19 protein-coding genes and 1 pseudogene are annotated in these 19,746 nt (G+C 65.5%); 8 read left to right on the top strand and 12 right to left on the bottom strand.

What is annotated here, in order from left to right:
* Window positions 1-409 precede the first annotated feature (409 nt).
* Window positions 410-1,924 carry an aldehyde dehydrogenase family protein gene (locus HV675_RS27670; RefSeq protein WP_246270585.1) on the bottom strand — a complete coding sequence of 505 codons (1,515 nt, stop codon included), beginning with the start codon at window positions 1,922-1,924 and terminating at the stop codon, window positions 410-412.
* A 163-nt stretch (window positions 1,925-2,087) separates the two neighbouring features.
* On the opposite strand from HV675_RS27670, the gene HV675_RS27665 reads away from it, so the two are divergent.
* Window positions 2,088-3,242 (top strand): acyl-CoA dehydrogenase family protein, encoded by a 1,155-nt coding sequence (locus HV675_RS27665; RefSeq protein ID WP_175114645.1) that lies wholly within the window; start codon window positions 2,088-2,090, stop codon window positions 3,240-3,242.
* A 401-nt stretch (window positions 3,243-3,643) separates the two neighbouring features.
* Entirely contained in the window at window positions 3,644-4,171 is a 528-nt protein-coding gene (locus HV675_RS27660) for a hypothetical protein (RefSeq protein ID WP_175114644.1), read from the top strand.
* A 68-nt stretch (window positions 4,172-4,239) separates the two neighbouring features.
* Here the strand turns inward: HV675_RS27660 and HV675_RS27655 are convergent, their stop codons facing one another.
* Window positions 4,240-4,446, bottom strand: coding sequence for a hypothetical protein (locus HV675_RS27655; RefSeq protein WP_175114643.1), 207 nt, complete (start codon window positions 4,444-4,446; stop codon window positions 4,240-4,242).
* Window positions 4,447-4,526: 80 nt separating this feature from the next.
* On the bottom strand, window positions 4,527-4,955 hold the full coding sequence (locus tag HV675_RS27650; protein ID WP_175114642.1) for a DUF2784 domain-containing protein: 429 nt from the start codon (window positions 4,953-4,955) through the stop codon (window positions 4,527-4,529).
* A gap of 279 nt (window positions 4,956-5,234) precedes the next feature.
* Between HV675_RS27650 and HV675_RS27645 the strand changes: the two genes are divergently transcribed.
* The 3 genes from HV675_RS27645 to HV675_RS27635 all read left to right on the top strand — a co-directional run bounded on the left by HV675_RS27645 (window position 5,235) and on the right by HV675_RS27635 (window position 9,751).
* Entirely contained in the window at window positions 5,235-5,924 is a 690-nt protein-coding gene (locus HV675_RS27645; RefSeq protein WP_175114641.1) for an ABC transporter ATP-binding protein, read from the top strand.
* A gap of 10 nt (window positions 5,925-5,934) precedes the next feature.
* Window positions 5,935-8,526 (top strand): FtsX-like permease family protein, encoded by a 2,592-nt coding sequence (locus HV675_RS27640; protein WP_175114640.1) that lies wholly within the window; start codon window positions 5,935-5,937, stop codon window positions 8,524-8,526.
* Window positions 8,527-8,635: 109 nt separating this feature from the next.
* Window positions 8,636-9,751, top strand: coding sequence for a lipocalin-like domain-containing protein (locus HV675_RS27635; RefSeq protein ID WP_175114667.1), 1,116 nt, complete (start codon window positions 8,636-8,638; stop codon window positions 9,749-9,751).
* 91 nt (window positions 9,752-9,842) lie between these two features.
* Here HV675_RS27635 and HV675_RS27630 read toward each other — a convergent pair whose 3' ends face one another.
* The 4 genes from HV675_RS27630 to hpnI are packed head-to-tail and all read right to left on the bottom strand — an operon-like array spanning window position 9,843 to window position 14,459.
* Complete coding sequence (locus HV675_RS27630; RefSeq protein WP_175114639.1) at window positions 9,843-10,880, bottom strand: lysylphosphatidylglycerol synthase domain-containing protein; 1,038 nt, start codon at window positions 10,878-10,880, stop codon at window positions 9,843-9,845.
* Window positions 10,877-11,716: a hopanoid biosynthesis-associated protein HpnK gene (hpnK, locus tag HV675_RS27625; RefSeq protein WP_175114638.1), complete on the bottom strand. Its 840-nt coding sequence runs from the start codon at window positions 11,714-11,716 to the stop codon at window positions 10,877-10,879. The genes HV675_RS27630 and hpnK overlap by 4 nt, the downstream gene beginning before the upstream one ends.
* Before the next feature lie 8 nt (window positions 11,717-11,724).
* Complete coding sequence (hpnJ, locus tag HV675_RS27620) at window positions 11,725-13,188, bottom strand: hopanoid biosynthesis associated radical SAM protein HpnJ (RefSeq protein WP_377700602.1); 1,464 nt, start codon at window positions 13,186-13,188, stop codon at window positions 11,725-11,727.
* Window positions 13,189-13,217: 29 nt separating this feature from the next.
* Window positions 13,218-14,459, bottom strand: coding sequence for a bacteriohopanetetrol glucosamine biosynthesis glycosyltransferase HpnI (gene hpnI, locus HV675_RS27615; protein WP_175114636.1), 1,242 nt, complete (start codon window positions 14,457-14,459; stop codon window positions 13,218-13,220).
* A 137-nt stretch (window positions 14,460-14,596) separates the two neighbouring features.
* Here hpnI and HV675_RS27610 point away from each other — a divergent pair, with 137 nt between their 5' ends.
* A complete protein-coding gene (locus tag HV675_RS27610) occupies window positions 14,597-14,836 on the top strand; it encodes a hypothetical protein (RefSeq protein WP_175114635.1) in 240 nt (79 codons plus the stop codon).
* 322 nt (window positions 14,837-15,158) lie between these two features.
* The gene (locus HV675_RS27605; RefSeq protein WP_377700611.1) at window positions 15,159-15,515 is read left to right on the top strand and encodes a YkgJ family cysteine cluster protein; all 357 of its coding nucleotides are present in this window, start codon (window positions 15,159-15,161) and stop codon (window positions 15,513-15,515) included.
* A 47-nt stretch (window positions 15,516-15,562) separates the two neighbouring features.
* Here HV675_RS27605 and HV675_RS27600 read toward each other — a convergent pair whose 3' ends face one another.
* Entirely contained in the window at window positions 15,563-15,898 is a 336-nt protein-coding gene (locus HV675_RS27600; protein WP_175114666.1) for a copper resistance CopC family protein, read from the bottom strand.
* A gap of 95 nt (window positions 15,899-15,993) precedes the next feature.
* Window positions 15,994-16,824 (bottom strand): DUF72 domain-containing protein, encoded by an 831-nt coding sequence (locus HV675_RS27595; protein WP_246270589.1) that lies wholly within the window; start codon window positions 16,822-16,824, stop codon window positions 15,994-15,996.
* Here HV675_RS27595 and HV675_RS32635 point away from each other — a divergent pair.
* Window positions 16,778-17,233: a hypothetical protein gene (locus HV675_RS32635; RefSeq protein WP_246270587.1), complete on the top strand. Its 456-nt coding sequence runs from the start codon at window positions 16,778-16,780 to the stop codon at window positions 17,231-17,233. The two genes, HV675_RS27595 and HV675_RS32635, sit on opposite strands and share 47 nt — an antisense overlap.
* Here HV675_RS32635 and HV675_RS27590 read toward each other — a convergent pair.
* The 3 genes and pseudogenes from HV675_RS27590 to HV675_RS27580 all read right to left on the bottom strand — a co-directional run.
* Window positions 17,216-18,070, bottom strand: coding sequence for a nitrilase family protein (locus tag HV675_RS27590; protein ID WP_175114632.1), 855 nt, complete (start codon window positions 18,068-18,070; stop codon window positions 17,216-17,218). The two genes, HV675_RS32635 and HV675_RS27590, sit on opposite strands and share 18 nt — an antisense overlap.
* The gene (locus HV675_RS27585; protein WP_175114631.1) at window positions 18,067-19,470 is read right to left on the bottom strand and encodes an amidase; all 1,404 of its coding nucleotides are present in this window, start codon (window positions 19,468-19,470) and stop codon (window positions 18,067-18,069) included. The genes HV675_RS27590 and HV675_RS27585 overlap by 4 nt, the downstream gene beginning before the upstream one ends.
* A pseudogene (locus HV675_RS27580) lies at window positions 19,467-19,746 on the bottom strand (hypothetical protein); the annotation flags it as partial. The pseudogene HV675_RS27580 and the gene HV675_RS27585, both read right to left, overlap by 4 nt.

Raw genomic sequence — 19,746 nt, 5'->3', positions numbered from 1 at the left:
GGTAGATAAAAATAGAAACAATCCGGGTCGTTTTCACGAATGATTCGGGTCGACCAGGCGTAAACGGACATCCGCAACAATCCTCAAATGTCGGTTTGGAGGATCATTGCGGAAAATAGAATAGGTAATTTCGCAACTCGAATAGCCGAAAGATACTGGCCGGGCTAGAGTGCACTCGCTTCACGGAATCCGTAGACAGCGGAATCCACGCATTCGCGCGGCTCAGGCCGCGCTTTTTTCTTGTGTGAAGTTTTCTTTGCCAGCATGCGACAAAGCTTTTAAAGAGCCAACATAATTATTTCAATTTGCCTTTAAAGCGGTTTCAAGCGGTTTCATCAGATCGTTCGATCATCACGCTAAAAGCCGCTGCCTTGCCCTTCAGCGGAGACGGGCGGCCGCCGGCTTTCGTTCAGCCTCCCAGCATCACGTTCACGTTCTTCAGCCTCGTGAATTCGAGCAGCTCGTCCTTCGATTCCTCGCGGCCCTGGCCCGATTGCTTGTAGCCGCCGAACGGCGCGCCAGGCACATGCGTCGATGTGTCGTTGATCCACACGTATCCCGATTCGAGCGCCGCCGCGACGCGGTGCGCGGTATCGAGGCCCTGCGTCCACACGGAACCGGTCAGCCCGACGTCGAGACCGTTGACTGTCTCGAGCATCTCGTTTTCGTCGCGCCAGCGAAATACCGACAGCACCGGGCCGAAGATTTCATCGCGGGCAATCGCCATATCAGGCTGCACGTCGACAAACACGGTCGGCTCGACAAAGAAGCCGTCCGCGAGCGCGGGATCGGCAGGATGCCTGCCGCCGAGCGCAAGCGTCGCGCGCTGCTCGCGCGCCTTGTCGATATAGTGCAAGGTCCGCTCGTACTGCGTGCGGTTCACCAGCGCGCCCATCGTCGTGCGCATGTCGGTCGCGATACCCGGGCGATAGAGCGTCGGCAGCAGCTTCGTCAGCGCATCGACGAAGCGGTCGTGAATCGAGTCGTGCACGAAGAGCCGGCTCGTCGAACCGCATGACTGGCCGCACCACGCGAAGTTCATCCCCTTGATCGCACCGGCCACCGCCTTGTCGAAATCCGCGTCCGGATAGACGATCATCGCGTTCTTGCCGCCGAGCTCGAGCAGCGTGTGTTTCATCGTGTCGGCCGCCGCGTGCAGCACCGCCTTGCCGGCCTGCACGCTGCCGATCAGGCCGATCGCATCGACCTGCGGATGGCTCGCGAGCGCCGCGCCCGCGTCGCGGCCGCCCACCACGCAGTTGAGCACGCCCGGCGGAAAGACGTCTTCGAGCAGTTCCATCAGGCGGATGGTCGAGAGCGGCGCCTGCTCGGGCGGCTTCGCGACGACCGTATTGCCCGCCGCGAGCGGCGCCGCGATCTTCCCCGCGGCGAACATGAACGGATGGTTGAAAGGATAGATGCGCGCGACCACGCCGAGCGGTTCGCGCACTGTGTAATTCAACGAGCCGTTCGCTGTCGGGATCGTCTCGCCTTTGATTTCGAGCACGAGGCCCGCGAAGTATTCGAGCTGTGTCGCGGCGACCTCGGCGTCGCGCGTCATGGCGTTCACCGGATTGCCGCAACTGGCCGCATCGATCAGCGCCAGTTCCTGCGCATGCTCGCGTACCCGCTGCGCGGCTTCGCGCAGACAGCGCGCGCGTTCGAGCGGCGGCGTGCGCGCCCATACGCGGCGTGCGTCGCGCGCGGCGCCGACCGCCGCCGATACTTCGCTCGCGCCGCCGCACAGCACGTCGCGCAGCGGCTTGCCGGTGGACGGGTTGATGCAGGTGAGCGTAGCCGCTGCGGACGGCGTGTGCCACTTGCCGCCCCAATACAGTCCGCTCGATGTCGGCAGAGTCGACGGCACGCGCGACGACAGATCGTCGAGCGCCGGCGACTGGTTGGCTTTCATTCGCTGATTCATCGTTGTTCCTTACTCCATTTCGGGCCGATACCCATCAAGACGTTTTCGCGTGCGACTAATTCCCCAGGAAGGGCGAATAAAAGATCGATCAACTTTCCGGTTGCGGAATAGCGGCGACCCGGCGCATGTTCTTGAGAGACGAAACCACCACGAGGAGCACCCGATGAACGATGTTGTGCAACGCATGCTGTCCGACGTCCACGACCTTTCATCCAGCATCAAGGCGCGCGCCGCAGAGATCGAGGCGGCAAGGCGCCTGCCCGACGATCTCGTGCAAGCGCTGCGTTCGATCGGCGTGTTTCGCATGTATGTGCCGCGCAGCCACGGCGGCCTGGAACTCGACATCGCGAGCGCGATGCAGGTGGTGACCGCGCTCAGCCGGATCGATAGCTCGATTGGCTGGCTCGCCGGCATCGGCTCGACCGCGCCGCTGTTCGCGACGCGCTTGCCGCGCGATGTATACGACGAGATGTATCGCGACGGACCGGATGTGATCCTGGCGGGCGCAGTGCAGCCGACCGGCACGCTCGAAGAAACGCCGGATGGCTGGCGTGCCACCGGACGATGGGCATTCGCGAGCGGTTGCATGCACGCGGACTGGATGTTCAGCACCGGCATCGTGACCGCGCACGGCAAGCCGGTCAGCGAGCGCAACGGCGCGGGCGGGCCGCCGCTGATGCGCGGCATGATGCTGCCGGCGGGCGCCTGGCGCATCGAGGACACGTGGCACGTCGCGGGGCTCGAAGGCACAGGCAGCCATCATATTTCGCTCACCGACGCGCTGGTGCCCGCGAACCACCTGTTCGATCACTTCAATGGCGAATCGTGCGTGGCCGGGCCGCTCTTCCAGACGGTACCGCATCTGCTTGCGCCGATGGGATCGGCGATGATGGTCGGCATGGCCGAGGGCGCGCTCGATGCGATCGTCGCGCTCGCGAAGGCCGGCCACCAGCAGTTTCGAGTCGCAACGACCATGCGCGATTCAGAAATTTTTCAGTGTGAAATTGGACGTGTCGAAGCGGAGCTGCGTGCTGCGCGCGCACTGCATGAAGCGCAGGTGCGGATCTTATGGCAGCGCGCGCTGGAAGGCACGCTCAAGGACGACGCGCTTTATACGCAGGCGACCCAAAGCGCCGTTTGGGTGGCCAATACTTGCGTGCGCGTGGCCGATGCATGCTTTGCGCTGGGTGGCGGCGCGGCGATTTACGATGGTTCGCCACTGCAGCGCCGTCTGCGCGATCTGCATGTCGCCGCGCAACATGCGGCGGTGCATCCGCGGCACTATGTGAGCGCGGGGAAGGGGCTGCTGAATGGCTAGAGGTGGTGTATGTGTACCGTGCGCGACGCGAACCGGTTGCAAAAGCGGCTGCGGACCCATCGCATCGTTTTACTGAACATCGCCTGGGCGGTTGATCCATTGCGTCCCGCACCGCCCTATACTCCACGTGCCGTCAAGACAACGACGGCTATGGCTTAGCAGCCTGATTCCCTGAAAATCAACAGGCCTGCGCAAGCGAGTCGTGCGCAGCCGCTCGCACGCGGTTCTGCCGCCGTTGTTTCGCTCTTCTTCAATGGGCGGGCCGTGACGAGGAGACCTTCGGGTCTGCCGGTTTATGGTTTTCAGGGCCGGTCTGCTAACCTCGTCATTGCGCCCGCTCGCCTTCGTCCGACGCGACGTCCGAAGGTTGCGGGTCTTCATTGAATGTGGAAGGACGCGACATGCCCGACAACAAAATCCGATTCCAAGCGCTTGACGGTCAAAGCAAGCATAACGAAGCAAGCAGCACGAGCGACCCCTCTACGCTCAACGCGCACCATAACGAACATACCGCTCACCGGGGCGTCGGCCGCTTCGCGATCAAGCCGCGTGCAACATCTGGAAGACGTCCTCGGCGCGATCATGCAGGTCTCGCAAGACACGAGAACGCCGGCTATCCGGCAGCCGCGCTGTCCGCATTCGAATACTGCAATCAGACGGTGAACCAGTTCCGCACCCTCGTCGCCATCGCCGCGACGATTCTTCGCGCATCGCCCGTCGCGGCCGACGCGCGTCGCAGTCAGCAGACCATGCTGGCCTTGCTGCTCGAAACCGCGACGGGTTATCAGCGCGCCGCCGAAGACGATCGCGCGCTGTTCGAGGTGCTGGTGCTCGACGCGCGCCATATCCGCGGCACCCGGATGCGCGCAAACGAAGCACTCGAACTGCTCAGCACGAGACGCAGGCAGTCGGCCCGCTTCCAGGCATAAGCGCTCACGCGAGCGAAAATCGCGCCGTGTTCGATGCGACGCGCGTCCGGGGGCGCGCGCACGCTGCGTCAGCGGTCCGCGCTCATCCCGGCCAGACGCGCGTCGCCGGCATCTTTCGCGGCCGCCGCGGTGCTGAACGTATCGTCGGAAACCAGCGAACGTCGCACGTTCTTCGCATCGAAATCGACCAGCGTGATCACCCAGACGAAGCCGCCCGTACGCTCCGCGGTCTGCACGAAAGCACGCAGGTTGTCGTTGCCACCTTCAGATTTCATGACGATCTCCGGAAAAACATCGCGGTGCATCGAGAAAACGCATCCGCCGACGCTGTGTTGCACATCGCGTTCCCGCTCGCTCAGCGGGACCGATCGCGGCGATCGCTATGGTCGCCGTGGCCGCTGCACTCGCGCCGGTCATGCGGGCCGGGGGGAACGAGCCGCCAGGTCAGCCCGACCAGCGCGGCAAACACGAGATACGCCAGCGTGAATACCCACGCGGGCCATTCGTAGTACAGCACGCGGCCGACCCAGCGCTGCACGAAACCTTGCGTCGCGCCTGCGTCGTGCCGCAGCCAATCTTCCAGCACGGTCAGCGGGCATGCGATGCCCAGCAGCGCGAGCAGCGCGACGATGCCGATTGCCGCAAGATGCACACCGCGAAACGCGCGGCTATGCACCCAGCGCCAGCCGAGCAGCGCACCGAGCCAGATCGCCGCCATCCCGCCGACGATAAACAGCACGATCGCCGCGTGCACGACCAGCACGACATCCGCAAGTCCGTTCATGCCGCCCTCACCCCGCGTACTCCTCCCGCGCACTGCTCCTATACTCACGATGCATCGCGCTGTGTGCGGTACCCTCGCAAGGGTGACCCGACACCCGCGCCGCACCCCTATGCCGCGTGGATCGTGCGGTATGCCGGGATACGCGTCCGGCCGCCGCGCAGGAACCCGTTCATTCTGTGCCGCCGAACTGTTCCGCGCAATTGAGTGGGGCCGCGCGGTACGCCATGCGTAACGAACCCGGCGATGCACACCATGCCTGCTGTCCCGAACCGAGGCCTCATGCTGACTCTGTCGAACGTCATCAAACGCTATCCGGGCCATCCGCCGCGCACCGTGCTGAACGGTGTCTCGCTCGAACTGCGGGAAGGCGAGTGTGTCGCGATCATGGGCGAGTCGGGCAGCGGCAAATCGACGCTGCTCAATCTCGCGGCGGGGCTCGACAAACCGGACGGCGGGCGCATCGTGTTCGACGGCGCGGACCTCGCCGCACTCGACGACGACGGCGCGACCCTGCTGCGCCGCACCCGCATGGGGTTCGTGTTCCAGGCGTTTCACGTGCTGCCGAACCTGAGCGCCGCGCAGAACGTCGCGTTGCCGCTCTGGTTGAACGGCGTCCCCGCGGCGGACCTCACCGTCCGCGTCAAGGCAGCCCTCGCGTCGGTCGGTCTCGACGATCGCGCGAACACGCTGCCGCGCGAACTGTCAGGTGGCGAGTTGCAGCGCATCGCGATTGCGCGCGCGCTCGTGCACCGGCCGAGCCTCGTACTCGCCGACGAACCGACCGGCAATCTCGATCACGACACCGCCACGCGCATCCTGCCGCTGCTGCGCGACGTGACGCGCGAGTCGCGCGCCGCCGTGCTGCTGGTCACGCATTCGGCCGCCGCCGCGGCAAGCGCGGATCGCGTCCTGCGTCTGACGCGCGACGGACTCGCGCCGTACGCGCCGCCGCTCGAGCGCACGCTATGAGGCCCGCGCGATGAGCGGCGCCAATCTGCCGCGCAGCCTGCGCGCACCCACAGCAAGCCGGGTTTCCGCGCGGGCGATCCTGTCGACCGCGGCCGCGTTGATCGCCGGCGAAAGCCGCGGTCATCCGTTGCGCGTGCTGGTCGCCGTGCTTGCGATCGCGGCCGGCGTCGCGATGGGCTACGCGGTGCAGTTGATCAACGGCGCGGCGCTCACCGAGCTCGCGTCGACGGTCAATTCGCTGATGGGCGACGCGGACCTCGAAATCCGCGGCCCGCGCAGCGGCTTCGACGAAGCGCTGTATCCGCGCATCGCGCGCTTGCCGGAAGTGGCCGTGGCGAGCCCGGTCGTCGAAGTCGACGCGCGCGTCGCCGGGCACAGCGATGCGCTGAAACTGCTTGGTGTCGACGTGTTTCAGGCAGGACGCGTCACACCGAACCTGGTCGGACACATCGACGATGCGAGCGGCAACCGGCTCGATCTGCTCGCGCCGGACACGGTGTTCCTGTCGCCCGCCGCACTCGCGTGGAGCGGCCTCAAAGTCGGCGACACGCTGACCGTGCAGGTCGGTCTGCAGCCGGTCGCGTTGCGCATCGCGGGCACGCTGCCCGCGTCCGGCACGAGCGTGCGCGTCGGCGTGATGGATATCGGCGCCGCGCAATGGCGGCTCGAGCGGCTCGGCACGGTGCAGCGCATCGATCTCAAGCTGAAAGCCGGCGTCGACGCGCAGATGTTTGCACGCCGGATGGCCGCGCAGTTGCCGGCCGGCGTCGCCGCCCTGTCTCCGCACGACAACGCGCACCGCACGTCGCAACTGTCGCGCGCGTATCGCGCAAATCTGAACGTGCTGGCGCTCGTCGCGTTGTTTACCGGCGCATTTCTCGTGTTCACGATCCAGGCGCTCGCCGCGCTGCGGCGGCGCACGCAATTCGCGCTGTTGCGCGCGCTCGGCGTCACGCGCCGCGGCGTGCTCGGCCTGATCGTCGCCGAAGGCGCGGTACAAGGCGTACTGGGCGCGCTCGCCGGCATCGCGATCGGCTACGCGGTCGCCGCCGCGGTACTGCGCGTCGCCGGCGGCGATCTCGGCGGCGGCTATTTCGAAGGCGTGCGGCCGCAGATCCATTTCGACGCCGCGGCGGCGTGCCTGTTCGTTGCGCTCGGCGTCGGCGCCGCGGTGCTCGGCAGCGTCGCGCCGGCTCTCGAAGCGGCACGCGCGGCGCCCGCCCAGGCACTCAAAGCCGGCGACGAAGAAAGACCGCTCACGCATTTGCATCGATCGCGCTCGCTGCTCGGCGCGCTCGCGGCAATCGGTATTGGCATCGCCACCGCGCGTCTGCCTGCGATCGACGGTCTGCCGCTGTTCGGCTACGCAGCGGTCGCACTGCTGCTGATCGGCGGCGTGCTCGCGATGCCGTACGTCGCGCGCACGGTGTTCGAGGCGCTGCCCCGCACGCAGCGCGCGTTGCCGCAACTTGCGCTCGCCCAGCTTGCGCACGCGCCCGGACGCGCGGCGATCGGGCTGGCCGGGATTGTCGCGAGCTTCAGTCTGATGGTCTCGATGGCGATCATGGTGTCGAGCTTCCGGATCGCCGTCGACGACTGGCTGCAATTGCTGTTGCCCGCACCGCTTTATCTGCGCGCGGCGCCCGCGGGCGACAGCGGCTTTCTGTCCGCCGCCGACCAGGCGGCGATTGCCGCGACGCCGGGCGTCGCCCGCGCCGAGTTTCTGCGCGCCACGCAAATCACGCTCGACACGCGGCTGCCGCCGGTCGCGCTGATCGCACGCCCGATCGATCCGAACCATCCGGCCGCGCGCTTGCCGCTGACCGGCGCGCCGCTGATCCCGCACGGCGACGCCACGCGGCCCGCGTGGGTCAGCGAGGCGATGGCCGATCTATATCGGTTGCGGGTGGGAAGCGAGATTACGCTGCCGGTCGGCGGCGTATCCGCGACGTTTACGGTCGCCGGCATCTGGCGCGACTACGCGCGCCAGTTCGGTGCGGTGGTGATCGACGAAGCGGACTATCGCAAGCTTGCCGGCGACACGCGCGCGACCGACGCGGCGCTCTGGCCCGCGCCCGGCGTGACGACCGCGCAGGTGGTCGCGCGCCTTCGTGCGCGTGTCGCAGGCGGCGAACGGCTGACGTTTTCGGAGCCCGGCGAGATTCGCGCGGCGAGCCTGAAGATCTTCGATCGCAGCTTCGCGGTCACGTATCTGCTCGAAGCGGTGGCGGTGCTGATCGGTCTGTTCGGCATCGGCGCGAGCTTCGGCGCGCAGGCGCTGTCGCGCATCCGCGAATTCGGCGTGCTGCGTCATCTGGGGGTGACGCGCGCGCAGATCGCCGCGTTGCTGGTGCTCGAAGGCGCACTGGTCGCGGCGGTCGGCGTCGCTTCCGGGCTCGTGCTCGGCACCGGCATCGCGGCCGTGCTCGTCTATGTCGTGAACCCGCAGTCGTTCCATTGGACGATGAGTTTGCATATGCCATGGACGCTCGTGATCGCACTCGCGTCGTCGGTCGTGCTGGCCGCGGCGCTGACCGCGTTGTGGAGCGCGCGTTCGGCGCTGTCGGTCGATGCGGTGCACGCGGTGCGCGACGATTGGTGATGCGATGAAACGCCGCACCTTGCTCAAGTTGCCGGCCGCGCTCGCGTCCTTGCTGCCGCGCTTGCCGCTTGCACCGCTCGCTCCGCTTGCACCGCTTGCGCGACTTGCCATGCTCGCGCCGCTGCTGCCGCTGATGCGGTCCGCGCAAGCGCTCGCGAACACGCCCGACTACCCGCCCGTCACGCCCGGCCGCACGCTCGTGTTCCCGCGCGATTTCGGCGCGCATCCGCAATTTCGGACCGAATGGTGGTACGCGACCGGCTGGCTTTTCACGGCCGACGGCGCCGCACTCGGCTTTCAGGTGACGTTTTTCCGCTCGCGCCCGGCGCTCGATGAAGCGAACCCCAGCCGCTTCGCGCCACGGCAATTGCTGTTCGCCAATGTCGCGTTGAGCGACCCGCAAGCCGGCATGCTGCGGCACGACCAGCGTTCGGCACGCGGCGGCTTCGGCCTCGCGCAGGCAAGCGAATCGGACACGAGCGTGCAGATCGGCGCATGGTCGCTGCAGCGTGACGCGCGCGACGGCCGGTATCAGGTCGAGATCGCCACCGCGGATTTTCAAATGGCATTCGCGATGCAGCCGACACAACCGCTGCTGCTGAACGGCGCGCGCGGCTACAGCCGGAAAGGTCCGCTTTCGAGCGAGGCAAGCTACTACTACAGCGAACCGGCACTGCGCGTGACCGGCCTGCTGACGCGCAACCGCGCATCGGGTGGCCATGCCGAGCCGGTGCACGGCATCGCATGGCTCGATCACGAGTGGTCGTCGGCGCTGCTTGCCGACGACGCGGTCGGCTGGGACTGGATCGGCCTGAATTTCGACGATGGCCGCGCGCTGATGGCGTTCCAGATTCGTGACAAGACGGGCCGCAAGTTCTGGACGGGTGGCACGCTGCGCCACGCGGATGGTTCGTCGGACGAACTCGCGCCGGATGATGTCGTGTTCACACCGCTGCGCTGGTGGCGCTCGCCGCATACCGATGCGCACTATCCGGTCGCGATGCGTGTCGATGCGGGCGGCCTGCATCTGACGCTCAGCCCGCTGTTCGACGATCAGGAAGTGGATAGTCGCGCGAGTACCGGCGCGGTCTACTGGGAAGGGGCGGTGACGGTGACGCAGTCGCGGAACGGCGCACCGAGCGCCGCTCCAGCCGGCGCCCAGGCAACACCGTTAGGGCGCGGCTACCTGGAACTGACCGGCTACGTCGCACGCCTCGAACTGTGAATGCCCGGGCTGCTGCACATTGTGCGTTTGCGGGTTTGCGGCTTCGCACGCTCGCGCATCGCGCGCGTCCACGCAACGCACGCGTTTTCGTTCAGCTCTCCGACGTCACCGTATCGGGCCGATCGACGCGCCCCTGCGCGACACGCGCCGACGCGTGCAACCGCGCCGCGGCCACGCGCCGCCACAACTCCGCGCCTTGCCACGAAATCAGCGCCAGACAGCCGAAGATCACTTCGCGCATCCGCTTGACGAGCGCCAGCGACAGCGCCGCATTGTGATCGACGCCGAACATTTGCGCGAGCAGCACCACGGCCGCTTCCTGCACGCCAAGCCCCGACGGCACGAAGAAAGCCGCGTGCCGCACCGCCTGGGTAATCGCCTCGATCGCGACCGCGCCGCCTACCGACACCGGGTGCCCGAGCAGCGCGAGCGCCACATATGTTTCAAGCGCTCCGCTCACGTAGCCCGCGAGTTGCCACAGGAATGCGCGCAGCAGCAGACCGGAGCGCACCATCAGCGCTTCGATATCGGCATCGAGGCGCTTGCCGTCTATCTTTTGCAACAGCGGATGCGACTCGCCGAAGAGCCGCTTCGTCCAGCGCTCGATCGCATGGAAGATACCGCCGCGCCGCACGAACGCGATCGCCGCGGCCGGCAGCGGCAGCGACAGCGCGAGGCCGAGCGTGATGGCCTGCCACGCGCCCGCGCTTTGCGCGGACGCGACGATCAGTACGACGCCGATCGCGGAGAACGCATACTGCACCGCGAGCGTCACCAGCACTTCGACGATCACCGATGCGCTGACGAAGCTGCCGTCCGCGATCCGCCATTGCGCGAGCCGGATGCCGATCACTTCGCCGCCGATGCCGGCGACCGGCAGCAACCGGTTCACCGCTTCGCGCACTGTCGCGATCCACAACAGGAAACCGAGCGGCGCGCGCCGTTCGAGCAGCAGCCGCCACGCCTGCGCATCGAGCAGTAGCGGCAGCACATGCAACGGCACCAGCAGCAACAGCGCATAGCCGGCCTGGCGGATCATCTGCAGCGCCGCGCCGATCTGCAGATGCAAAGTCAGCGCGATCAGGATCGCGATGCCGACCGGAAAGCCGATGAACCGCAGCCACTTCATGACAGCGCCACCTTGCCCGGCAACACGTCGCCAAAGCCGCCGCGCTGTGCGCACGCCGCGTGCAGCGCCGATGCGACACGTGGCGAGAGCAGCGCGTTCAGCTCATCCATATGGCGATAGCTGCGCATGCCATCGGACAGCGCGCCATCGCCGGCCGTCGCCGGATGGCAGTAGATTTCACCGACGCCATGCGGCAAATGCGCGATCGTGTCGAGCCATACCGCCTCGTCCATGCCGCCGGTGTGCGCGATGCCGACCACGTAGTCGTTGTGCGCGATACCTGCACGGCGCAGCCGCGCGCGCACGTTCGCCATCCACGGCCGGATCCACACCGGCGCACCGGCTTCGTAGGGCAGGCGCATCGCCCGCATGCCGTAATCGCGGCCAATTTCGAGGATCAGCGAAAGCACAGTCGGGTGCAGATGGAAATGCTTGTGCGTATTGACGTGGTCGAGCGGCAAACCCGTCGCTCTGAATGCTTCGAACTGTGCGCGAATTTCTTTTGCGAGTTGCGCACGCACATCGGGTAGAAAGAAAAAACGAAAGCCGTCGCGCACCATCTGGTCGCCGAACCGGCCGTGCGCGTCGACGAGCGCGGGAATCGCGTCGCGCGGCAACGTTGCTGCGCCGTCCGCGAGCACCAGATGCAAGCCGACTCGCAACCGCGGCAAGCGCCGCGCGCGCTCCACCGCGTCGCGCGCGGCCGGCGCACCGACCATCAGGCTCGCCGCGGTCAGCACGCCATGCAGATGCGCGCGCTCGACCGCGTCGTTCACGCGCATATGCAGGCCGAAATCGTCGGCGGTGAGGATCAGCGCGCGGCCGGATCGTGGCATAGCGGTGGTCACGCCTCGTGCGCGCGCAGGAAACGGAAGAACTCGACGCCCTCGCGCAGACGCCGCTTCATCATCTCCCAGCTCACCAGCATCTCGCGCAATATCTCCCAGATCTTCGACGGACGGAAGTAGAACTGCTTATAGAAGCGTTCGAGGTCGTGGTAGATCTCGTCGCGCGACAGATGCGGATAACCGATCGCCGCGAGCTGCACGCCTTCCTTGCTGACGAGGTTGATCACCTTGTTCTCTTCGAGCCAGCCGTTTTCGACGGCCTGCCTGTACAGCGTCGTGCCCGGATACGGCGCCGCGAGCGACACCTGAATGGTGTGCGGATTGATTTCCTTCGCATACGCGATCGTCTTTTCGATCGTCCCTTTCGTTTCGCCCGGCAAGCCGAGAATAAAGGTGCCGTGAATCTTGATGCCGAGCTTGCGGCAATCGTCGCTGAAGCGGCGCGCGATATCCGTACGCAGCCCCTTCTTGATGTTCAGCAGGATCTGATCGTCGCCCGACTCGTAACCGACCAGCAGCAGACGCAGGCCGTTTTCCTTCATGATCTTGAGCGTCGAGTACGGCACGTTCGCCTTCGCATTGCACGACCACGTAACGCCGAGCTTGCCGAGGCCGCGCGCGATTTCCTCGACGCGCGGCTTGAAGTCGGTGAAGGTATCGTCGTCGAACATGATCTCTTTCACTTCAGGCATGTTGTCGCGAATCCACTTCACTTCTTCGAGCACGTTCTCGACCGAGCGCACGCGATACCGATGGCCGCCCACCGTCTGCGGCCACAGGCAGAACGTGCAGCGCGAACGGCAGCCGCGGCCGGTGTAGATCGACACGTACGGATGCTTCAGGTAACCGATAAAGTAGTTGTCGATCTTCAGGTCGCGCTGGTAGACGGGTGCGACGAACGGCAGCTCGTCCATGTTCTCGAGAATCGGTCGCGCTTCGTTGTGCTCGATCGAGCCGTCCGGCGCGCGGTAGCTCAAGCCCAGGATGTTTGCGAGCGGCTTGCCCTCGGCCACTTCCTTGCAGGTGAAATCGAATTCTTCGCGGCAGACGAAATCGATCGCCTCGCTCGCGATCAGCGAATTGTGCGGATCGACCGCGACCTTCGCGCCGACCATGCCGATCATGACGCCCGGCTTGCGCGCTTTCAGGTCCTGTGCGAACAGCGCATCCGTCGGAAACGACGGCGTGCTCGTATGGATGATCACAAGGTCGTATCCGGCTGCGACCTCGAGCGTCTCGTCGACCGACAGGCCGTCCGCCGGCGCATCGAGCACGCGGCTATCGGGCACGAGCGCGGCGGGCTGGGCAAGCCAGGTCGGATACCAGAACGAACGGATTTCCCGTTTTGCCTGATAGCGCGAACCCGCGCCGCCATCGAATCCGTCGTATGACGGCGCCTGCAAGAACAAGGTTTTCATCTTCATTCCGTCCTGCAAATTGTCATCGTTGCGTTCAATCATGAATTATTGTGTATTCGCGCACGGCGAGTTCACCGTCCGTCCGACACTTCCAGCACCTCGACCGCGTCGAGCTTCGTCGCGCGGCTGGCCGCGGCCCGCGTCGCGACCGGAACCCGCGCGCCGCGCCAGATCACATGGCTGCCGAACCCGGCGGCTAACCAATGCAGCACCAGCAATGCGTCGCGCAGCGGCACAAGCGGCAAGTCGCGCCAGAAGGTTCGCCTGTTACGCGTCGCGTGGCTATGCATCCACAATCGCGCGCCGCAGCCGGCGAGCGTGACTGCCGTCATCGCCGTACCTGCGGCCGATTGCACGCCATCCATATGAAAGACGTGGACAAGGCGCGCACCGAGCAACATCCACGGCGACGTAAACGTAATGAACAGGAATGCGAAGCCGACCGGATTGACCGAGCGGATCGTGCGCAGCCAGCGCGTCTCGCGCTGCCAGAGCGCGGTAAAACACGTTTCGATCACGTCGGTCGCGACGATCACTTTCGACAGCACGGTGCTCAATCCCAGCCTGCGCACGTGCTCGGTCAGCCAGAAATCGTCGGCCAGGCAATTCTTCAGCGGCTCGAACCCGCCGATCTGCTCGAATACTTCGCGACGCAGCGCGAGCGTCGCGCCGAAGCCGAACTGACGCGAGCCCGCGGCGTGGGCAACCAGCACCGACGGCAAGAACCATTCGTTGACAAACATCGCGCCGACGCGCGACCACAAACCCTTGATACCGGTGGCGCGGTAGAGGCACGTGACGACGCCGGTCTGCGTGTCCGCGAGCGGTGCGCAGACCTGTTGCAGATAGTCGGGCGCAACAGCGATATCGCTGTCCGCGATCACCAGCAGGTCGTACCGTGCGTGTTCCGCGAGATTGATCAGATTACTGACTTTCAGATTGCTGCCATGCACGCGCGAATCGACCATCAGCGTGATGTCGCAATGCGGGTAGGCGGCCTGCAGGCGCCGCACGACACCGATGGCCGGATCGTGTGCAGACGACACGCCGAACAGCAATTGAAAACACGGGTGTGTCTGCTCACAGAACGTCGCGAGATTTTCATAGAGGCGCGGCTCCGCGCCACATAGCGGCTTCAGTACGCTGACCGCGCCGATCGCTTCGGGCGCCGGTTGCCGCGACCTCGCGCCGCGCGGTGCCGCGGCGGCCGCCGCGCGGCGCAGCAGACCGGCGGCACATGCCGCGTAGACCGTCGCGCCGCAACAGATCGCGGCGAGCAGCCATTGCGCGTAAGGCGTCCAGTTCGCAGTCATCGGATTCGAGCCTCCCCATGCCGGTGATCATGGGTCGATGCAGTCAATAGACACGATGTCGTGATTGGCCTGGTTAACATCGGGGCACTCCGCTACTGTCGTTCAATGCAAGCGTATGGTCTGGTTGTGAAGCGCAGATGTTGCTGCCGCCCGCTAAAGATTATCCAAATAATGCCGGGCTTGCTTCGATCCTGCGCAACTCCCGTGCGGTCGAGCCTCTCAACGGGGAGACGCTGCGCCGCACCCTCGTCGAAGCGCCCGCTACCGGCGTGCGCATCTTCAGCCGGCAATCGGCTGCCACGACGTCCCCGCACGAACGGATTCGATCGACCCAATCCACCTGCCAAAACGCGAATGCCGGTTCCATACAAAATTAATGTGTCATCCTTACGAAAATTTTAATTGATTCTTTCAGGCAACCATGCACTGGCGGGACCGTTAAGGCGAAAGATACTAGCAGCGAAATCTTAGCAAAACATTAAGCTGATCTTCGCGGAACCGCGTGCGCGCTGCGCCGGCAGGAGGACATCGGCAGTGCGTACAGGTGCATCTTTTTACGCAAAAACTACGTACGCGCCTCGTTAAAAATAATAAGCTTGCGGCGCACCATGCGAATCGCCGAAATGGTTTTTCCGTATGCCAGAAAACAAGCCAATTCAATTACTCGACAGACAAGCCGATAACCGCGTTTTCGCCGATATGGCGAACCACGATAGCAATCCCTGCCTCTCCTGTGGCGCATGCTGCCAGCATTTCCGGGTATCGATGTATATGGGCGAAATGGCGGGCATACCGGGCGGCACGGTTCCCGACGAACTGGTCAGCCGCGTGAATGCCTTCGTGGTTTGCATGAAAGGCACCGAGGCCGGATCAGGTCGCTGTATCGCATTGCGCGGAGAAGTCGGACGGCCGGGTGTGCACTGTGCGATTTACAATCGACGACCGTCGCCGTGCCGCGAATATCGCGTATGGGCCGACGACGGCTCACCTAATCCGGATTGCCAGCGGCTGCGCGCTCAGATCGGTTTGCCGCCGCTGCCCGCAATGCCAGGTTGAATGCCGGCGTCCGCTCTCGCCGGTGTTCGGCGGCCTGTGTGTCACGGCTATTTCACATCGAACGAGTAATCGCCGTGCGTACGATGTCCATCCGACGCCACCGCAACCCAATGCACGGTGTAGTGTCCGGCGGCAAGCGCGCGCAGCGGCGCGCTGATCACGTCCGGCTGCTGCGCGTCGATACTCGCGTTGCCGGCGGATACCGGTTTGCCCGCCGCGTCGGTGACCGTCAGCGTGGAGAACGCGGGCTCGAGCGGGCCGTCGAAGGTGATCGTTACCTGCGCCGGCGCGGACACGGTCGATCCCGCCGCGGGCTCCCGCTGCGAAGGAAATACGTGCGCCCCTGCGCTTTGCGCAACGAACAGCGCTGCCGCGCATAGCATCGCCTTGGCGGTGACACGTCGATGCAAAGCCAAGCCAACTGATTTCGAAGACATAAAACTTTAACCATCCCATGCGTAAGCGGGCGCGGCGCTGCTTACGCCTGCTTGCCGCTGTTCACGCGATCGATCAGCGCGATACCCGCTGCGGGATTGTGTTCCTTGAAGCCGCTGATCACGTACAGGAACACGTCGCGCGGACTCTTGCCGGCTGCCTGTTTCGCCAGCGTTTCGAGTCCCGCCGGCTGTCCGCCCGACGCCCACGTGCGCATCCGCTGCGCCCATAGATCGAGCGCGTCATCGGCGTAGCCCTGCTTGAACGCATCGGACGTCCCCATGATCCGCACATAGACGAACGGCGCGCTCACATCCGCGATCTGCAGGTATTTCGAGTCGCCGGCGATCACGATCGCGACGCCGTGCTTGCGCGCAAGCGCAACGAAGGCCTCGCTACGAAAGCTATCGTGCCGCACTTCGACCGCATGTCGCAGCGCGCGGCCGCCGGCCTGTTTCGGCAGCAGCGACAGAAACGCGTCGAAGTCCTCCTCATTGAACTGCTTGGTCGGCGCGAACTGCCAGTTGATCGGCCCGAGCTTGTCCTTCAGTTCGAGCACGCCGCTCGCGATAAAGCGCTCGATCGATTCGCCCGCTTCCGCGAGTACGCGACGATGTGTCGCAAAGCGCGGCGCCTTCAGCGAGAAGACGAAATCGTCCGGCGTCTCGTCGTGCCATTTCGCAAACGATTCGGGTTTCTGCGAGCCGTAGAACGTGCCGTTGATTTCGATCGTCGTGAGCTGACGACTCGCATATTCGAGCTCGCGCTTCTGCGTAAGGTCTTCGGGGTAGAACACGCCGCGCCATGGCGCGAAGGTCCAGCCGCCGATGCCGACGCGGATAGCTGCGGCATCGGCGGCCGGGTTCGGGGAGATTTTAGCCGGGGGTTTTGCGGCGGCTTTCGCTGCAGGTTTGGCTGCGGGCTTTGCGGTGGCTTGGGGCGTTGTTTTCGCGACTTTTGGGGCGGTCTTTGGAGTCGCATTCGCGGCGACCTTCTTCGAGGCGGCCTTTGGGGCGACCTTTGGGGCAACCTTCGAAGCAGCCCCTGGAGCCGCTTTCAACGCCACTTTCGTGGCCGGCTTTGCGCCCTGCTTCGGCGCGGCTTTCGTCGCCGTCTTGCCGGGCACGCCCGCAGCCCGTTTCAACACCGTCTTCGCCGCGGATGCCGGCGCCGCTTTCACGGCCGTTTTGCGCGTTGCCATCGGTGACGTCTCCCTCGTGCGATTCGAATCGCTCCAGTGTAGCGAATCGCGGGAGGACTGCGTGTCAGCCGACGCCTACTGACCGATACACGTCCGGCCGGCGATCGCGCAGCACATGATTGAACGCATTCAACTGACGATGCCGCCGCGCATCGGCAAGATTCACATCGGCGACGAGAATCGCCTCGTCGGTCGCACTGGCGGGACCGGCCACCGGCCAGCCATGCGCGTCGACGATCACACTGCAGCCGAGGAACGGCTGCCCCCGCTCGTTGCCCACGCGATCCGCGGCGGCCACGTAAAGGCCGTTCGAATGCGCGCCCGTCATCGCCAGCAGATTCGCCATCACCGGCAGCCCCGCCGGTTGCGCGGGCATCGGCACCCAGTTGGTCGGCACGCACAAGACATCGGCGCCGCCGTTGGCGGCCAGCCGGAAGACCTCCGGAAACCAGATGTCGTAGCAGATCGCGCACGCGATGCGGCCGAACGGCGTATGAAAGACCGGCACGCCGAGATTGCCGCGCTCGAAGAACAGATTCTCGTCGCCCCACAGGTGCAGCTTGCGGTAATTGCCGAGCACCTGCTGCGGGCCGATGATCGCAGCGGCGTTGTACAGCAGATCGCCGTCACGCTCCGCATAGCCCGCCACGATCGTGACATCGAGCCGCGCAGCCAAGGCTGCCCATGCGCGGATCGTCGCTCCGTCGGCGAGCGTCTCGGACAACGCAAACGCTTCTTCGCGCGACTCGAACACATAACCCGAATTGCACAGTTCCGGCAACACGATCAACCGCGCGCCGCGCGCATGCGCTTCGCTGATCAGTTCCGTTGCATGCGCAACGTTACGGGACTTTGCGCCGACTTCGGGCTGCATCTGGATACACGCGATGCTCACCCGGCTTTCGTTTCCTGTACTCATCGTATGACGCTTCTCGCAATCGGCGATCGCACGGCGTGCCAGCGATGCACGTTTTCATAAGCCTGCGCGACGCGCAGCACGGTGGCTTCGTCGAACGGCTTGCCGACGATCTGCAGACCAATCGGCAATTCCGCCGCGTCGAAGCCGCAAGGCACCGATAACGCCGGCAAGCCGGTCAGATTGAACGGATAGGTCAACCGCCACGACGCGGCCAGCGGGCTTTCCTCGACACCGCCCGTGACGACCGACTTCTGGCCGCGACGCCATGCGGTGACCGGCGAGGCCGGCGTGACGATCGCATCGACACGCTCGAACACGGCATCGAAATCTTCGATCAGCAAGGTTCGCAGTTGCTCGGCTTTCAGATAATCGGCGGCCGTCACCATCCGGCCGATTTCGACGAGCGTCCGCACGTCGTCGTTCATCGCCGCGGTCGCCTGCTGTTGCAGGCCGCGATCGTGATAAGCGCTCGACGACGCCAGCTCGATCGCGTAGATCGCGCCGAGGCCGTATTGCAGGTTCGGCACGTCGAAATCGACGATCTGCGCGCCAAGCGCGGCGAGATCGGCGATCGCCTGTTCGACGCGCGCTTCGACGTCGACCTCATTGGCGCCGAAAAAATGATTGCGGCACACGCCGATGCGCAACCCCGCGACGCCCGCGTTCAGTTGCGCGGTGAAGTCGGGCACGGGCAGGTCGGCGCTGCCCGGGTCGTGCGGATCGAAGCCGGCCAGCACGTTGAGCAGCAACGCGGCATCGCGTACCGACAGCGCGAGCGGTCCCGCATGATCGAGCGACCAGCTGTGCGGCACGATGCCGGTGCGGCTGACGCGTCCGAAGGTGGGCTTGAGGCCGACCACGCCGCACAGGCTCGCCGGAATGCGGATCGAGCCGCCGGTATCGGAGCCGAGCGCGCCGTATGCGAAGCCTGCCGCGAGCGCTGCGCCGGAGCCGCCGCTCGAACCGCCGGGAATGCGCGACAGGTCCCACGGATTGCGCGTCGGCGGCGTCTCGGTGCCCCATGCGAACTCGTGCGTGCGGGTCTTGCCGATCAGCACCGCCCCTGCGGCCCGCAGACGCGCGACGGCGGCCGAATCTTCACGGGCGAACGTATAGCCGGGCGCGCGGCTGCCGGCGGTGGTCGGCATGTCGGCGGTCAGATAGTTATCCTTGACCGCGATCGGCACGCCATGCAGCGGCCCACGCGATTCGCCGCGCGCGATTTCTTCCGCGCAGCGTTGCGCGTCGGCACGCGCGTGCGGATTGATGCATTCGTAGGCGAGCACGTCGGCGTCGAGCGCGGCGATGTTCTCCAGCAGCGTATCCATCACGTCGGCAGGCGAAACATCCGCAGCCGCGATGCGTGCCGCGAGCGAGGTCAGGTCGTCGATATCGTTCATGCCCGCTCCGCCGCATCGCGCCCGGATGAAGGACGCTCCGTGCGGTGCAGGCGCGCGACGTCGAATACGACGGCCGGGTGCCGCGCCGACAGATCGAGCGTGCGCAGCTTGCCGATCTCGTCGAGTATCGTGCGATACACCGACAGATTGTGCGCGACGCGCTCGGCGGCGAATTCGACGCCCATCCAGCGCGCGAGCTGCTCGACACCGTCGCCGGCCGGCCCGCGCTCGCGCGGCGTCGCGCCGGGCCGTGCCGGCGGCGCGGTCAGCAGCATG

It is taken from the genome of Paraburkholderia solisilvae (assembly GCF_902859875.1).
Lineage (GTDB): Bacteria > Pseudomonadota > Gammaproteobacteria > Burkholderiales > Burkholderiaceae > Paraburkholderia > Paraburkholderia solisilvae.
Note: the sequence above shows the minus strand (reverse complement) of the source record. Positions and strands in the feature narration are given on the sequence as shown.

What these genes read in the sequence shown, in the direction of transcription:
- HV675_RS27660 (WP_175114644.1), top strand. Translation starts at nt 3,644, where the DNA reads ATGCCCGACAACAAAATCCGATTCCAAGCGCTTGACGGTCAAAGCAAG.
- hpnI (WP_175114636.1), bottom strand. Translation starts at nt 14,459, where the DNA reads ATGACTGCGAACTGGACGCCTTACGCGCAATGGCTGCTCGCCGCGATC.
- HV675_RS27655 (WP_175114643.1), bottom strand. Translation starts at nt 4,446, where the DNA reads ATGAAATCTGAAGGTGGCAACGACAACCTGCGTGCTTTCGTGCAGACC.
- HV675_RS27640 (WP_175114640.1), top strand. Translation starts at nt 5,935, where the DNA reads ATGAGCGGCGCCAATCTGCCGCGCAGCCTGCGCGCACCCACAGCAAGC.
- HV675_RS27630 (WP_175114639.1), bottom strand. Translation starts at nt 10,880, where the DNA reads ATGAAGTGGCTGCGGTTCATCGGCTTTCCGGTCGGCATCGCGATCCTG.
- HV675_RS27590 (WP_175114632.1), bottom strand. Translation starts at nt 18,070, where the DNA reads ATGAGTACAGGAAACGAAAGCCGGGTGAGCATCGCGTGTATCCAGATG.
- HV675_RS27665 (WP_175114645.1), top strand. Translation starts at nt 2,088, where the DNA reads ATGAACGATGTTGTGCAACGCATGCTGTCCGACGTCCACGACCTTTCA.
- HV675_RS27600 (WP_175114666.1), bottom strand. Translation starts at nt 15,898, where the DNA reads ATGCTATGCGCGGCAGCGCTGTTCGTTGCGCAAAGCGCAGGGGCGCAC.
- HV675_RS32635 (WP_246270587.1), top strand. Translation starts at nt 16,778, where the DNA reads ATGCCGACGCGGATAGCTGCGGCATCGGCGGCCGGGTTCGGGGAGATT.
- HV675_RS27645 (WP_175114641.1), top strand. Translation starts at nt 5,235, where the DNA reads ATGCTGACTCTGTCGAACGTCATCAAACGCTATCCGGGCCATCCGCCG.
- hpnJ (WP_377700602.1), bottom strand. Translation starts at nt 13,188, where the DNA reads ATGATTGAACGCAACGATGACAATTTGCAGGACGGAATGAAGATGAAA.
- HV675_RS27635 (WP_175114667.1), top strand. Translation starts at nt 8,636, where the DNA reads ATGCTCGCGCCGCTGCTGCCGCTGATGCGGTCCGCGCAAGCGCTCGCG.
- HV675_RS27585 (WP_175114631.1), bottom strand. Translation starts at nt 19,470, where the DNA reads ATGAACGATATCGACGACCTGACCTCGCTCGCGGCACGCATCGCGGCT.
- HV675_RS27650 (WP_175114642.1), bottom strand. Translation starts at nt 4,955, where the DNA reads ATGAACGGACTTGCGGATGTCGTGCTGGTCGTGCACGCGGCGATCGTG.
- hpnK (WP_175114638.1), bottom strand. Translation starts at nt 11,716, where the DNA reads ATGCCACGATCCGGCCGCGCGCTGATCCTCACCGCCGACGATTTCGGC.
- HV675_RS27605 (WP_377700611.1), top strand. Translation starts at nt 15,159, where the DNA reads ATGGCGAACCACGATAGCAATCCCTGCCTCTCCTGTGGCGCATGCTGC.
- HV675_RS27610 (WP_175114635.1), top strand. Translation starts at nt 14,597, where the DNA reads ATGTTGCTGCCGCCCGCTAAAGATTATCCAAATAATGCCGGGCTTGCT.
- HV675_RS27670 (WP_246270585.1), bottom strand. Translation starts at nt 1,924, where the DNA reads ATGAATCAGCGAATGAAAGCCAACCAGTCGCCGGCGCTCGACGATCTG.